Source organism: Paenibacillus lutrae (genome assembly GCF_009757775.1).
Lineage (GTDB): Bacteria > Bacillota > Bacilli > Paenibacillales > NBRC-103111 > Paenibacillus_F > Paenibacillus_F lutrae.
In genome coordinates this window covers 217,359-232,241 of record NZ_RHLK01000004.1, presented here as the reverse complement: position 1 = coordinate 232,241, position 14,883 = coordinate 217,359, and the positions used below count along the sequence as shown (strand labels likewise).

16 protein-coding genes are annotated in these 14,883 nt (G+C 47.8%); 12 read left to right on the top strand and 4 right to left on the bottom strand.

Translation table 11 applies throughout. From position 1 onward, the window contains the following. Positions 1-30: 30 nt before the first annotated feature. From deoB to EDM21_RS10330, 4 genes are all read left to right on the top strand, one after another. Positions 31-1,212, top strand: a complete 1,182-nt coding sequence (gene deoB, locus EDM21_RS10345) for a phosphopentomutase (RefSeq protein WP_157335279.1) — start codon at positions 31-33, stop codon at positions 1,210-1,212. Between the two features lie 22 nt (positions 1,213-1,234). Further along, positions 1,235-1,942 carry a purine-nucleoside phosphorylase gene (deoD, locus tag EDM21_RS10340; protein WP_157335278.1) on the top strand — a complete coding sequence of 236 codons (708 nt, stop codon included), beginning with the start codon at positions 1,235-1,237 and terminating at the stop codon, positions 1,940-1,942. Between the two features lie 325 nt (positions 1,943-2,267). Further along, entirely contained in the window at positions 2,268-3,569 is a 1,302-nt protein-coding gene (locus EDM21_RS10335; RefSeq protein WP_157335277.1) for a pyrimidine-nucleoside phosphorylase, read from the top strand. Positions 3,570-3,756: 187 nt separating this feature from the next. Then, positions 3,757-4,227, top strand: coding sequence for a DUF5680 domain-containing protein (locus EDM21_RS10330; RefSeq protein ID WP_157335276.1), 471 nt, complete (start codon positions 3,757-3,759; stop codon positions 4,225-4,227). Between the two features lie 93 nt (positions 4,228-4,320). Here the strand turns inward: EDM21_RS10330 and EDM21_RS10325 are convergent, their stop codons facing one another. Further along, positions 4,321-4,746, bottom strand: a complete 426-nt coding sequence (locus EDM21_RS10325; protein WP_157335274.1) for a hypothetical protein — start codon at positions 4,744-4,746, stop codon at positions 4,321-4,323. Positions 4,747-4,912: 166 nt separating this feature from the next. On the opposite strand from EDM21_RS10325, the gene EDM21_RS10320 reads away from it, so the two are divergent. The 5 genes from EDM21_RS10320 (at position 4,913) to EDM21_RS10300 (ending at position 8,389) form a co-directional block, all read left to right on the top strand. Beyond that, positions 4,913-5,587, top strand: coding sequence for a 4'-phosphopantetheinyl transferase superfamily protein (locus tag EDM21_RS10320; RefSeq protein WP_166541932.1), 675 nt, complete (start codon positions 4,913-4,915; stop codon positions 5,585-5,587). A 128-nt stretch (positions 5,588-5,715) separates the two neighbouring features. Beyond that, positions 5,716-5,979 carry an excalibur calcium-binding domain-containing protein gene (locus tag EDM21_RS10315; RefSeq protein WP_157335273.1) on the top strand — a complete coding sequence of 88 codons (264 nt, stop codon included), beginning with the start codon at positions 5,716-5,718 and terminating at the stop codon, positions 5,977-5,979. Between the two features lie 121 nt (positions 5,980-6,100). After that, on the top strand, positions 6,101-6,670 hold the full coding sequence (locus tag EDM21_RS10310; protein ID WP_157335271.1) for a hypothetical protein: 570 nt from the start codon (positions 6,101-6,103) through the stop codon (positions 6,668-6,670). Between the two features lie 432 nt (positions 6,671-7,102). Beyond that, positions 7,103-7,762: a hypothetical protein gene (locus EDM21_RS10305; RefSeq protein WP_157335270.1), complete on the top strand. Its 660-nt coding sequence runs from the start codon at positions 7,103-7,105 to the stop codon at positions 7,760-7,762. A 15-nt stretch (positions 7,763-7,777) separates the two neighbouring features. After that, a complete protein-coding gene (locus tag EDM21_RS10300) occupies positions 7,778-8,389 on the top strand; it encodes a hypothetical protein (RefSeq protein ID WP_157335268.1) in 612 nt (203 codons plus the stop codon). A 345-nt stretch (positions 8,390-8,734) separates the two neighbouring features. On the opposite strand, the gene EDM21_RS10295 is transcribed toward EDM21_RS10300, so the two are convergent. From EDM21_RS10295 to EDM21_RS10285, 3 genes are all read right to left on the bottom strand, one after another. After that, complete coding sequence (locus tag EDM21_RS10295; protein ID WP_157335266.1) at positions 8,735-9,445, bottom strand: ABC transporter permease; 711 nt, start codon at positions 9,443-9,445, stop codon at positions 8,735-8,737. Continuing rightward, on the bottom strand, positions 9,442-10,290 hold the full coding sequence (locus tag EDM21_RS10290; RefSeq protein ID WP_157335265.1) for an ABC transporter ATP-binding protein: 849 nt from the start codon (positions 10,288-10,290) through the stop codon (positions 9,442-9,444). The genes EDM21_RS10295 and EDM21_RS10290 overlap by 4 nt, the downstream gene beginning before the upstream one ends. A gap of 276 nt (positions 10,291-10,566) precedes the next feature. Then, positions 10,567-11,787: a LytTR family transcriptional regulator DNA-binding domain-containing protein gene (locus tag EDM21_RS10285; protein ID WP_157335263.1), complete on the bottom strand. Its 1,221-nt coding sequence runs from the start codon at positions 11,785-11,787 to the stop codon at positions 10,567-10,569. 589 nt (positions 11,788-12,376) lie between these two features. On the opposite strand from EDM21_RS10285, the gene EDM21_RS10280 reads away from it, so the two are divergent. From EDM21_RS10280 to EDM21_RS10270, 3 genes are all read left to right on the top strand, one after another. Next, on the top strand, positions 12,377-12,883 hold the full coding sequence (locus EDM21_RS10280) for a hypothetical protein (protein ID WP_157335261.1): 507 nt from the start codon (positions 12,377-12,379) through the stop codon (positions 12,881-12,883). A 41-nt stretch (positions 12,884-12,924) separates the two neighbouring features. Continuing rightward, positions 12,925-13,530, top strand: coding sequence for a serine hydrolase domain-containing protein (locus EDM21_RS10275; RefSeq protein ID WP_157335259.1), 606 nt, complete (start codon positions 12,925-12,927; stop codon positions 13,528-13,530). 251 nt (positions 13,531-13,781) lie between these two features. Beyond that, on the top strand, positions 13,782-14,753 hold the full coding sequence (locus tag EDM21_RS10270) for an NAD-dependent epimerase/dehydratase family protein (RefSeq protein WP_157335257.1): 972 nt from the start codon (positions 13,782-13,784) through the stop codon (positions 14,751-14,753). Positions 14,754-14,883: the final 130 nt, after the last annotated feature.

Below are 14,883 nucleotides of genomic sequence, written 5' to 3'. Positions count from 1 at the left end.
AGAGACGAGAATGGAAAGGATGCATACAACATGGACGCGTTTAAAAGAATTCACCTGATTGTAATGGACTCCGTAGGAATTGGCGAGGCACCCGATGCAGCCGAATTCGATGATGTGGGTTCCGACACCCTCGGTCATATCGCCCGCGAAATGGGTGGTCTGCACATGCCGAATATGGCCAAGCTGGGCTTGTCCAACATCCGCGAGATTGAGGGTGTACCTGCTGCACAAAAGCCTCTATCTTACTACACGAAGATGCAGGAAGCTTCAAGCGGCAAGGATACGATGACCGGCCACTGGGAGATCATGGGCCTGAACATCGCCACACCCTTCCGCGTGTTCGAGAACGGCTTCCCGGATGAGCTGATTCAGCGGATCGAGGAGAAGACCGGCCGCAAAGTCATCGGCAATAAGGCTGCCAGCGGAACGGAAATCATCGAGGAGCTCGGTGACGAGCATGTGAAGACAGGCGCGCTGATCGTTTACACGTCTGCGGACTCGGTTCTTCAAATCGCGGCCCATGAAGAAGTGGTTCCTTTGCAAGAACTCTATGAAATCTGTGAGTTCTGCCGTGAAATTACGTTGGATGACCCGTACATGCTTGGCCGGATTATTGCCCGTCCATTCGTAGGAGAGAGCGGTCATTATACCCGGACCTCCAACCGTCATGACTATGCGCTTAAGCCTTTCGGCCGCACGACGATGAATGAGTTGCAGGATAAAGGCTTTGATGTCATCGCATTGGGTAAAATCTCCGACATCTACGATGGCGAGGGAGTTACCAAGGCAGTCAGAACGGTATCCAATATGGACGGTATGGACAAACTGATTGCTGCGATGGATGAGTCTTTCACAGGGCTGAGCTTCGTGAATCTGGTTGATTTCGATGCCCTGTACGGACACCGCCGCGATCCCAAGGGATACGGGCAGGCGCTGGAGGAATACGATGCGCGGCTGCCGGAAGTTTTCGCGAAGATGAAGGATGACGATCTTCTGATCGTTACGGCGGATCACGGGAATGACCCGACCTATAAGGGGACGGACCACACGCGCGAGTATGTGCCTCTGCTGGTTTACTCGCCGCGCTTCACAAACGGCGGTAAAGAACTGCCTCTGCTTAAGACATTCGCGGATATCGGCGCTACCGTTGCAGAGAACTTCGGCGTTCAAATGCCGGAACACGGAACGAGCTTTTTGAGCGCTTTAAAATAAACCCTACCGGAGGTATTTGTTCATGAGCACACACATTGGAGCTGGCAAAGGCGAGATTGCGGAAACGATACTACTGCCGGGAGATCCGCTCCGGGCGAAATATATTGCGGAAACGTACTTGCAGGACGTGACCTGCTATAACGAAGTGCGCGGCATGCTCGGTTTCACCGGAACTTATAAGGGCAAACGTGTATCCGTTCAAGGAACGGGAATGGGCATTCCTTCGATTGGGATCTATGTCAATGAACTGATTCAGGAGTACGGGGTCAAGAACCTGATGCGCGTAGGAACATGCGGTTCCATGCAGAAGGACGTTCATATCCGTGATGTGATTCTGGCGCAGGCGGCCTGCACGGATTCGGCTATGAACCGTCACATTTTCAGAGAGTATAATTATTCTCCGATTGCAAGCTTCTCGCTGCTGAAGAAAGCCTATGATCTCGGTGCCGAGAAAGGCTTAAACATGCATGTGGGCAACGTGTTCACTTCGGATGTATTCTACCGTGAAGACAAGTCCGTCGTGCAGAAGCTGATGGATTACGGCGTGCTTGGAATCGAGATGGAATCCACGGCACTCTACACAATTGCGGCTCAATATGGTGTGAATGCTTTGACAATCCTGACGGTAAGTGACCATCTGATCACAGGAGAAGAAACCACTTCGGAAGAACGCCAGACAACGTTTAACGATATGATGGAAGTGGCTCTGGAGACGGCTTATTCCCTGTAAATCATTGTGGCTGGAACCAGTTAGAATGACCCGAAGTGTCCCGCCTTGCGGCTGCCGGTTGAAGTTAGCGGCTGATCCGGATTTTCTTGAGACAGAGTGTCTCTTGGGAATCGGGAGGCGAGTATAGGTGATCAAGCTTATTCATGTAAAAATGTTCATTCGTTCGGGCTGTTTCTTACCGGCTTATGACCCTGGGATAGCTAAAAAAGAAAAATCCCGGCTGGAAGGTGCACCGTGCGGAAGGACACAAGCATTGACACACGAAGCGGAGTTTGGCTTACGGCGCTGCTGGCGGTGACTAAGGGTAAAGTGAGGAGAATAGACAATGAGAATGGTGGATTTGATTGCGAAGAAGCGTGACGGCAAGGAACTGACAACGGAAGAGATCAATTTCATTATTAATGGATATACCAAAGGCGACATCCCGGATTACCAGGTTAGCGCATTTGCGATGGCCATCTACTTCAAAGACATGACCGAGCGCGAGCGTGCCGATCTGACGATGGCGATGGTCAACTCCGGTGAAACCATTGACCTGTCTGCGATTGAAGGCGTCAAAGTAGACAAGCATTCCACTGGCGGTGTCGGCGATACGACGACGCTGGTGCTGGCTCCTCTGGTTGCGGCTCTGGATATTCCGGTTGCCAAAATGTCCGGACGCGGCCTTGGCCACACCGGCGGTACGATCGACAAGCTGGAAGCCATTGAAGGCTTCCACGTGGAGATCACGAAGGACGAGTTCGTGAACCTCGTCAACAAGCACAAGATCGCCGTGATCGGCCAGACGGGCAACCTGACGCCGGCCGATAAGAAGCTGTACGCTCTGCGCGATGTAACCGCGACAGTCGATGCGATTCCGCTTATTGCGAGCTCCATCATGAGCAAGAAAATCGCAGCCGGTTCCGATGCCATCGTGCTGGATGTGAAGACAGGCGCAGGCGCGTTCATGAAGACCGCCGAAGACGCCAAAGAGCTGGCCCACGCGATGGTCAGCATCGGCAACAGCGTCGGCCGCAAGACGATGGCGGTCATCTCCGACATGAGCCAGCCGCTCGGCGTTGCGATCGGGAATGCCCTCGAGGTCCAGGAGGCGATTGACACGCTCCGCGGTCAAGGGCCTAAGGACCTCGAAGAGCTCTGCCTCGCGCTCGGAAGACAGATGGTCTTCCTCGCGAAGAAAGCCGATTCGCTCGAAGAAGCGGAAGAAATGCTCAAAGAAGTGATGCGCAGCGGTAAGGCGCTGGAGAAATTCAAAGAATTCATCGCTAACCAGGGCGGGGACCCTGCTGTTGTCGACGATCCGGACAAGCTGCCGAAGGCCGCTTACCAGATCGAGCTTCCTGCCCGTGAAGACGGCATGGTAGCGGAACTGGTTGCGGATGAAATCGGCACAGCGGCCATGCTGCTTGGAGCGGGACGCGCAACGAAGGAATCCGAAATCGATCTGGCAGTCGGCCTTATGCTGAACAAGAAGATCGGCGACAAGGTCAAAGCCGGGGAGTCCCTGATGACGATCCATTCCAACCGCGAGAACGTCGATGATGTCATCGAGATGTTGTATGCCAATATCCGCATTGCGGATCATGCGGAAGCACCCGTGCTTGTGCATGATATCGTGACGGAATAGGCACTGGCAGGCTGGATTTCATATAGATAACTGCAAGCAAGGGCGTGACCGTATACCGGTTACGCCTTTGTTTTTGTTCAAACATCGATAAACAGTGAGTTCTTTTACCATAGAGGAAATATCTGTCTATTAGTAGAAGTTATTAGGAAGAAACAGTAAGAGAAACGGTTAAGTGGGGAGTGGAATTATGACGGAATACGAACGTGGTTTAGTGCTTTTCGTGCGGGAAGCCAAGCATAACGCTTATGCTTCCGGGAGTGGCAGCAAGGTGGAGCCGTCCCGGCCGGGGGCCAAGGATATACCTTACGCAAATGGAGAGTTTGCCTATCTGGATAGTTACTACGGAGAACTCAACTTTATCGGACAGGAAATAGTTTGGCGCAGCGGACAGGCGGTGTGGGGAATGAATTACCATGGGATTACGACAGACCCGGTCCCGGATTTTCCGGAATTTCTGCTTGCAGCTTTGAGAAATGCTCCCGCCGAGGCTCCATACAGAGGACCGGAGTCTTATACGGATGGCGAGTTTGAGAATTTTGAGTATACATGCAGTTGGAGCGGCGGCTTCGGTAATTTTGCCGGGCAGGAGCGTATTGCATACAAAGGGAAAGAAATTTATACGCTGAAATTCCATGGCGGCCGGGTGGATTACGCTTAAGATACATGAAGGTGCGGGAGCAGGAGCTGCCGATCCCCTTCCTGGCTGGAGTGCCGGATGCTGCCTGCGCATAGCAGGCAATCCGAACTTTTATCACGTTGATGATTGACGGTGTAAAACTTTCTCTGCGGCCCATGAACCTATAGCAAAGGACAAACCCGTCCCGGTAAAAAACAGCAGAAAACGCAGGATATCCGGCGAAAAATAATAACCCGGGTCCCAGAAAATACCGAAGTACATGAAATAGGGGACCAGCAAACCGGAGCCAATCAAGCTAAAGAGAGACAGAGTCAGGGCATCGGAAACTGCTGAAGTAAAGTCAAGGATTCTGCGGATACAGAGCAGCGTGATATAGACGGGGACGGCAATAAAGAAGTAGATGACAGCCGTCGGATCGTAGAACTCCTCCCTGTGGTTGAAGACCTCTTTATGAAAAGGCAGTTGGGCTAGTGTACCAAGCAGCTTCCCTGGAAAATAACTTGCGCTGATTACCAGGATATAAAGTAGAAATCGCATCATAGAGCCTGCACCTGCCTTTTCTAACTTAGATGAACTGGAAGAGAAGAAGCTTCTCTTGTATTTTAGCGGGGGAGTAAAATTTCCAGTAGTACTATCTTTTATAGTACGGTGTTTATTAGTTTAACAGCTGTCAAAACAATATGAGAAATTTACAGGAGATCGTGCCGTGGATATTTATGCAATCAAACTGAAGCTGGATGACGAAGATGAACTCAGGAGAGTAGAGCGGTTCGCGGGCTGCATAACGGAGGAAAAGAGAGCGAAAGCGCAGCGTTTTGTCCGTGCCGAAGACCGGATGAGGGCGATTGCTGCGGATGTACTGGCCCGGTGGAGCCTGTGCAGGAAGCTTAACGTGCCTAATGCAGAGCTCCAGTTCTCGGCGAATGCCTACGGCAAGCCCTTTTTAACCGGCGCGGCAGAGGAGTGCGGCTACAATGTTACTCATTCCGGCGAGTGGGTGGCGGTGGCGGTCGCAGACGTAGAAGTTGGAATCGACGTGGAGCAGATCAAGCCGATCGACCGGGGGATTGCGGAGCGGTTTTTCTCAAGGGGAGAGAATGAAGATCTGGGAAGGCTTCGGCCAGAGGAGCAGCTGGACTATTTCTATGACTTGTGGACGTTGAAAGAAAGCTACATTAAGGCCGTAGGCAAAGGCTTATCTATTCCGCTGGGGTCTTTCACGCTTCGCAAAAACGGGGAGAGCATCGTACTCGAACCGGAAGAAACGCATTTTTTTAAACAATATGAACTGGATGGGCCCTACAAGCTGTCGGTGTGTTCGGTCACAAGAGAATTTCCGCAGGCGATAACTTTGCTGGAGTTAGAAGATTTGAGGCTGTAACCTTTTTAGTAAAGGGCATCTGTTGATCAAATCTTTAGCAAAAATTAAGCCGGAATAGTATAGGAAATAATAAACAGGTGGTTTATGATGAATGGGCTTAATTACTTTCGTCTAAGGGGATAAATACAATGAAGAAAAAGCTCGCAGCAGCCTTGGCTGTAGCACTATTTATCGGGATTCCTCTAGGTTACGGCAATGTCGCAGAAGCAAAGGCCAAGACGTACAAGAATTGCACCGAACTTAACAAAGATTACAAAGGCGGCGTAGCCCGTTCGGCTTCCGTCAAGAACAAAGGCGGTAAAACCAAGTACAAGCCTTACGTTTCACAGGAACTTTATGACGCTAATAAGAAGAGTGATCGGGATAAAGATCTGATCGCTTGCGAGCGATAAGATAGGGGCCCTTCAGCAGAAGGGTCCTTTCTCTATTCACACCTGGTCCCCGGAAATAGTAAACTCTAGTATAGAACAGCAAGCAGAATAAAGCAGAGTATGGAGTGCGAAAGGAGCCGTTATGAATTTTTTTAAAAAATCCACCCATGAAATCCGAACCCCCTTCGAGCTTGATTTGCTTGGAAAAGCTCAGAATATGCAGCAGACCGTCCCGCCGGAGCCATGGATCTATGAAGTCATCGTACCGGCTTCGGGCGTTACCGCATGCGGCTGGGATGAGGATGAGAACCTCGTGCTGATCAGCGGCTCCGGGTACAGCATTACCCAGGCGATTACGGGAAAGAGGATACATAGAGACCGGGACTCCTCGTTAACAGACGCAGGAATGAGTAAGGATTATTTAACATTTACAGTTCCTTTGACGGGCCTGGTAATGGGTGTTTTTGGATTTGAAGCCGGGGATGGCATCTTCGGGACGGATGACGGCTGGCGGCTCGATGTTATTTATCCGTGGTGGCCGAGAGCTTCCGTTGTTCTGGATAACGTGTTCAGGCAAGGCTACCGCTATTTGGAGGATGCGGTCATGATTGACCTTAAGCGCTTGGATGGACCGGTCAAATGCGGGTTTTCCCCATCGGGCCGGCATTTTGTGGTGCTGGGTTCGGGAGGCGCACTCGTGTATTCGAGATAAAGGGGGATATCTATTCAAATCTAGCCGATTTGCTTCCAGCTTGTTCATCTTGCTGCTCATTCTGGTATCAATGGATATTTAACGAGAACAACCGGGACGCCGGAGATTATTCGGTACCCAGGTGTTCTTATTTTATAAAACCTATCCATCGCTTATATGCTGCTTATACATCACCACTCCGTGATTTAAGAGAATTGGGTACTGGGAGTATAAGCAGTAATCTTTTTGTTTGCTTAGGTGTCGCAATTCAGCGCATTTACAAAACAAGAAATTCCATAATGATAATAAAGATTCCATTTAAATTTGAAACCTTTTACATTAATTTACGTCTGAGTTATTGAAAAGGAGAGTGAAAAGGGTTCAAAAGTATATAAATGGATTAATATATATTTAATAACTTGTATTAATTCGTTAGAAAGGATGTTGAACTTTTTGAGAAAAGTAAACTTACTGAAATCAGTGGTCATTTCAAGTTTTATTTTAATTAGCTTAAATACTGTTACAAGCAATGTTTCTGCGGCTTCGTACACTTATCCTACAGCAACTTGGTATAAACCGACTGATCCTAATATCGATAAATCTTATGCTCCAGAAACGGGATCAGCTTGGTTTGTTGAGGAAGTGAATGATAGTACGGGATATAGGTATTTAAAGCCTATGATAATCTGGAAATACAATAAGGCTCAAATAAATGCAATAAATGATTATTATAACGACCGCGTTCCTGGGATAAATTGTTTTAAAGATAGGTGTTATCCTGGGATGGACATTTCTATAACGGATGATTACAATACTACAGTCAATGCCGTAAAAGCTAATTTAATCAGTAACTTACCGAATCCATATTATGATGTGGATGATGATAAAAATAATGGATATAATGACGAATCTGAGGTTTCTTCACTTAGGCCTGATTTAATGACAGCAATGCCCAAAGAATATACCTTTGCCTCTTTTTATGAAGTTGTTAATAATAATAAGCCGGTAACTTTTGAATTTAATGCAATAGAGAGTGATGATTGGTATGATGGCTCTAAGGAATTACAGACAGTTAGAGTTCAATTATTGCATTCTAGGAATTTATATAATTAAAAGAGGAGACTTAAAATGAAAACCTCAAAAATAATTTTCAGTGTCGGTATTGCTTTGACCTTAACCATTACCAGTCTAAGTGTATCGCAGAGTAGTTTTGCTGATCAATTGCCGTTCGAGCCTGTTTCCGATTATGCTCAAGTAGAAAAAACAAAACAAGGTTTTGAAAAGAGTATGAAGCAAAAAAAAGAAAGAACTGCTAAATTAAAAGACAAGGCAGACGCTAATGAAATGATATTGGCAACCTTTACTTTCTCGAAAGCATTAACAGAACAAGAGATTCAGAAATTAGTGGATAAATATGGCTTGGATCTAAAATATGTATACACGAGGTCTATAGATAGACAAGATCTTCGAGTTACGGCTCTTCATGAGGTTAGTGGTACTCAATATATTAATAAAAGATTAATTGATGACTATATCAAAAATTTTGGTGGTGAATATAAAGGGATCATTGAAGCAAATGGTTATATCAAAGCTGGAATGGTGGATAAAATTGATAAAGAAAAACTTGTTTATCTTACAGATACGGACGGCGATCCAAAGATAAAGAGTAATCCCAAAAAGAAATTTCCAGTAGGCCAGTATTGGAATTTAGAAGATAATACTATGACTCTTTCCGAGTAAATTAACTCAATTTCTCGCACTTTCACTAAAAAGAATGAGGTAATTCATGAAATTTTTAAAAATAATCATTTCATTCCTGATCATCCCCCTAGGCCTCCTTTCCCTTTTTTTGGCACACCGTTTATATTCCATAAGCGAGCCTGAAGCATTGAGAGGAAAGCCGGGACTTGTGGCATTCTTGTGGGAGTATGAGATTCCCAGTGAGCACATTATAGAGACTCTAATCGCTTTAGTGATAATCGGGGTTGTGTTGACAGTACTGGGCGTAATCCTTCTATATAAGGCTCTACGTACCAAATAAAACAAAGCGGGCACCGGATGAATTCCGGCGCCCGCTTGTTTGCTCTATTCGTCCACCATACGCTTTTTGTACACCACGACGGTCAGGATATGAACAACGATAGCCCACAGCAGAATGACCCCCAGATTCGGCCACACACCTGCCAAACCTGCGCCGGATTCCACCTGATTCGCTAATTCAACCAGTTGGATGTTCGGCATGTACTCTGCGATTTTGAGAATCGGGTACTGCTCGGTATAAGCGGTAATCAGAGAACCGAAGGAAAAGAGCAGGAAAATCGGCATAACAGCGACGGATGCTTCCATCACGTTCTTGGTTACCAGTCCGAGCAGGGTGCCCATACCGATGTAGAACACGGCTGAGAAGAGAAGCGCAAGAGAGATGAGCACAATATTGGCCGGGTTGTATTCCATCAGCAGCATTGAAGCAGCCAGGATAATGACGGTTCCAATCAGGCTGAGCAGGCTTTTGCCGCCAATGATGTCTAAAGTACTGGCAGGGGAAAGCATGAGTCCGCGCAGGGTATTCTTTTCTTTTTCCTCTGCAATAAGAGAGCACTGGATAAACGTGGCTACCAGCGTAAACGTAATATTAAACACCATAAAGTAAGAATTAACCGTCTCGATTCCCATCCGGCTGTACATTGCAGCCATGAGAAGAGGAATGAACAGCGTGGTGGAGACATACAAATTTTTGGAAATATCCTTAAAATCTTTCTGTAAAATAGCCATCGAACGCTTCCATGAAAATGTCATGCCAGTTCCCTCCCGGTTATGTCTACAAAGATGTCTCCCAATGTGGGGTTGTTCGAATATACGGATTTAACCTGGTTTGTATTCATGTAGTCGTACAGCGTCTGGGCGCCTTCCGACCCGCGCTTCACGATCACCCGACTTCCATCGTTTAATTCTACGGTGAGTGTGGCATCTCCGAATTTCTCACGCAGGTTGCGGGGGGAATCCATGAGTTGAATCGACCCGTTGTTCAGAAAAGCGACCCGGTCACACAGCGTCTCCGCTTCATTCATGTCGTGTGTCGTTAAGAAGATCGTCGTTCCACCGGCTTTCAGACGAGCGAGCCCTTCATAGACATGCTTGGTGTTCACGGGGTCCAGCGCCGAGGTTGGCTCGTCCAGGAACAAGAGCTCCGGTTCATGAAGGAAAGCACGGGCCAGGGTCACCCGCTGCAGCATTCCCTTGGATAGCTTGGCCACGGTTTTCTTCCGTTCGGAAGCCAAATTCACCATCTCCAGCACCTCGCCGATCCGTCGGACCGGAACATCGTACAGGTCGCAATAGAGCTTCAAGTTGTCTTCAATGTTCAAGCGGGTATACAGGGAACTGTTATCGGTGAGCACGCCGATTTTCTTGCGGTACAATTCTTCTTTTAATTTTGTAGTGGGAACTCCGAACACACAAGCGCTACCCGATGTCGCATGGAGTTGTGCCGTTAATATTTTAATGGTTGTGGTTTTACCCGATCCGCTCGGACCCAGGAACCCAAAAGTTTCCCCCTTCCGTACATGGAAGGATACGTCCCGGAGGGCCGGAGAATTTGAAAATAATTTGCCTAGCGATTTGACTTCGATGATGTTTTCCATACTCGCTTGCCTCCACTCATTCGTTCGTTTTGTCGATACCCTTACTCTAAACGAACCTGGGAGAGCCCGCATTATAATGCCGGTGAAAGGAGCATACGGGTCTCTGAATGGAGCGTATTTGGAGGTGAATGGAGTGGTGAAATGAGCGGATGAAGCGGTTTTCGGGCCCAGTGGAGCATTTTTCAGGCTGAAAATCGCATGCCATCAACTAATTCGAGGAATAATTTCTATTTTCTTCAAGTTTAATCGGTTTAGCGCATGGCATTCATTCAGACCTCATTTGAGTCCGAGCATTTCCTTCAGTTCGGCCATTTTCGTCTTGGACAGAGGTACCGATGACTTCGCCTGGTCCTCCAGAATGAGACTGTAACTGTTCCGCGTCCAGGTCACAATTTCTTTGACCTTCTGCAGATTCACAATATAGGAACGGTGGCACCGGAAAAATCCATAAGGACGCAGCCGCTCCTCCAGTTCATTGATTTTGAACGCACTCGGATATACATCGCCCTTGATGTAAATATTCGATTGCCCTTCGCTGCTTTCGATGTAGTCAATCTCAGGGGGATCGAACAAGATGATTTTATCGTTCATCTTCGTTGGAATTTTGCCGAACCGGACGGGCTGCGAAGTAACCTCAGGTTCCGCATCATCCTCATCCTTTGCAGTTTCCGCAGCAACCGCTGCCTCATCTGGTTCGGCGGCAATTGGCCCTGCCGGATGCGTCGTCTCCGTACTCGTTACCTCCGCGGGTTTCTTAGAAGCCGCTGAGACTTCCTGCTCTACTCTTCCTTGTGTGAGAACTCCTTGTTCTTCCTCCGGGGCACTGTTTTCCGGTTTATCTGCATCTGAATCCTGGTCGTCGGCGATATCGAAGGCGTGAAGGCCTTTATGATCGAGGCGATACACTCTATTTGTAAGACTGAGAGCCGTTTCCATGTTCCCGGTCAGGACAAGAATGCTTTTGCCGCTTGCGCTGAGACTCCTGACTATTTTCTGAAAAACCATCTTCGTTTCATTGTCCACATTCTGATCCGGTTCCTCATACACATGCAGAGCCGGATTCTGAAAAAGCAGCCGGGCATACTGCACCCGTTTCTTCTCCGATACGGAGAGCTTGCTCACCCGGATCTTCGTCTTCATTTCCAGCTGTACCGTCCGCATGACTTTTTCTAATGGAAGAGGCGAATCATACAGCTTTTTGAAGAAAACCAAGTTCTCTTTCACCGTCAGCCGTTCATACATCCCGTCATCTAATAAGGAAAAGCCGATTTGGGCAAAATACCGCGCTTTATTCTTCGAAAGCTGCTGCTGATTAATATGAATCTCGCCGCTGTAGATCGCGATTTTGCCAAGGAGCATATGAAGCAGCGTGTGACGCACATTCATGCTGGAATATAGTGCTACCACATCATGCCGGCTGATTTCCAGACTAAACGCGGGAAATACGATCATATTCTCCGTATATTTTTCTAAATCCTTGATAGACAGAACAGTCACTTCATATCACCTGAGCTTCGTCATATTCACATTGTGGAGTGTAGGGGTAAGACTTTTTTTATTATACATGAGGGCGAACGCATTGTAATGGATAAGAGACGTCCTGGTGAAGATACAAAATGACTAGAATCATTCTATCTTTAGACGCAGCCGAGGGTTGGGAACATTTGTGCATCAGGTGAAATCACTGAATATGAGCTTCCGGAACCGGGCGCATCACGGTGAACGGGGATATATCGGAGTATCCCATCCCTACAGACCATGCTGAAGCACATGGCCTTGCACGGGGACCTGACGGTTTCGTATGGTTTGCGGAAGAGTGGTGCAACAGGATCGGGCGCTTAACGTTTGAGAAAAAACAGTATAATCCAAGAAAAAAGGCTCCAATCATGTTGGGACAACAGTGATTGGAGTCTTCTCTTTATTTCCGTGTATGTCCAGTTTTCACTAATATCAGAATATACCAGAGAAGTATTGCAGTCGTGATAAGCAGAGACATCACCTAAAGTCTACATTTAGTATAGAGTTTCTAGTCAAAATATTCCACGGATGTGATACGATAATAGAAAAGAATTTAGGGGGAAAAGGGTTGGAAAAGAAAGCTCTGCAAGCGTTAAACATCAAAAAAGGAATACTCATCTTTGTATCTGCCGCCTTGGTATACCTGCTCGTTACAAGTTTGCTGTCCGCTATACTGCTTCCCAATCGTATGGCGTTCGCCGATTTCGGAGATGCGCAGACTTTATATTTTATGGAGGAACAGACTGATCTGAAAGAGACGGCTCTGGTAAGTAAGTTTTTCTCCCTGAACGATGACAAATGGGTGTCAAAAACACCCGAGCGGATACTAAAGCATATGAAACCATCCTCCTTTACAAAGATTTTCTATGATTCGGACAAGGGCAGAAGCCTGTTAGTTGATGAGCAAGGCCGGGTCTTTATTGCCCAATCCAAGTCGGAGATCCGCAATAAGTCCAGCCTTCACTGGTTGTGGTGGGCTCTCGAATTCAACAAGCAGGGCATCATTTATTATAGAACGGAGCCGGATCAAGCGGTCGTTGAGCTTGTGAAAGAGATGAAAGCCAGCTTGAAGTAGAAGACCGGGGGTTTCCTTGGTATAGTAAAGTAAAGCAGGGAATGGAACATTCCAAATACACGCACCACCCGATTCCGTATAGGCTCCGTTACCAAATCGATCACGGCTTTGGCTCAGGCTACCTCATTCTGGGCAAAATCATCGAAACTGTCAGTGGTTTAACGTATGAGGATTTCCTAGACAACAGAATCTTTCAGCCTGCCGGTATGCAGAATACCGGCCTTGATTCCAGGGCGATCTTGCTTCATAAAGCAAGCGGCTATGAGTTGACTCCCCCGGGAGAGCTGCAGAATGCTTCGTACATGGACATGTCCAATGCCTACTCGGCTGGAGGACTTGTCTCTACAACTGAGGACCTGCATCTGCTTGATTCTGCGCTGGATCAAGGTGTTCTGCTCTCCAGGGGGAGGACAGCACAGATTTTTGACTTCGATGAGCAGCAGCCTTACCGGTACGGCTGGCATTTGGCCAGAACGGCCCGTAATCAAGCGTTAGCTTTCCATCACGGCGGCATTAACGGCTATACCGCTTCTTATATGAAACTGCTGGATCAGAAAGCCGCCGTCATTGTGCTGAGCAACGTATCTACTTTGCTGACTTCTACGTTAGCAGGCGTTATCGCAGAGGCTCTGGATAGCGGCAAGTAGCTTTTACCGGGAAAGGAAGATCAAGTTCCTCACAGGGGAGCTTGATCTTTTTCCTGCTAATTAGGGCTTAGGGATAGAAATAGATTCTGCATTAATGTGGGCAGATTTTCACGTCGAATACTTTGAGAAAAAATCCACAAAGTATACAAGGCGAAGGGTATATTTTGGAATAAAAATTCTTTAGTATAGAAGTATGAAAAAGATTTCATTCACAACCTTTCTTAAACCAACAAGCATAGGGGATGAATTCCATGGCAAACGTATTCGTATTGGGTGGAACAGGATTTTTAGGTTATTACACGATCAAAGAACTGCTAAACCGCGGCTACAAGGTTTCGACGTTGTCGTTGCCGCCAATGCCGGCAGAAGATCTGCTGCCTAGCGAAGTGGATTGCAAGTTAGGTGATATCAATGAGATGAGTGACGAGGAAGTCCTGGAGCTGCTAGCCGGCGTGAATGGGTTTATATATGCGGCGGGTGCCGATGAACGGATCGTTCCGGAAGCCCCGGCCATGAAATTCTTTTATGAGGCGAATGTGCGGCCGACTCAGAGATTGGCTCGTCTGGCGAGACAAGCAGGCGTGAAGAAATTCGTCCTGTTCGGCTCGTATTTCGCGCACTTCGCTGAAGTGTGGACCGATCTGCCGATGAAGGACAATCCTTATCCGCGTACGCGTCTGCTTCAAGAAGAAGTCGCTTGTATGGAAGGCGAAGGCGCGATGGACGTAACGACTCTGCGTCTGCCGTATATTTTCGGAACGATGCCGGGCCGTATGCCGCTGTGGACCATGTTCGTCGACCAGGTCAAAGGCAAGGAAATCGCGCCGGTACTGGGTGGCGGAACCGCTATGGTAACCGCGCAGCAGGTTGCCGAAGCGGCAGTCGGTGCCATGGAGCATGGGGAACACCGCGGTAAATACGCGATTAGCGGCATAAATATGAAACACAGCGAGTTTCATCAAATGATTCTGGACGAGCTCGGCCAGACCGAGACCAAGGTTGTGGTGATGCCGCTGGATCAGATGAAGCCAGCCATGGAGCAGCATGACGCAGCCACAGCGGCCGCGGGTAGAGAGCACGGCATCCACATGGGCGTCGCTGTACAGGTTCAGGACCGGGACGCTTATCTGGATCCGGCAGATACGATGCCGATTCTGAAGTACCGGGAAGACGATGTTATAGCTTCGATCGTAGAGACGCTTCGGAAGTGTGTGAAGGGTTAGGAAACCAAGGAAAGCCTGCGCTGGTGCGTGGGCTTTTTGTTTGAGTGAATACTTTATAATTCTAAAGGTTGTAAATAAAAGGATATTGGTAAACGATTATCGAATATAGAACGTTCATGGATTCTCATAG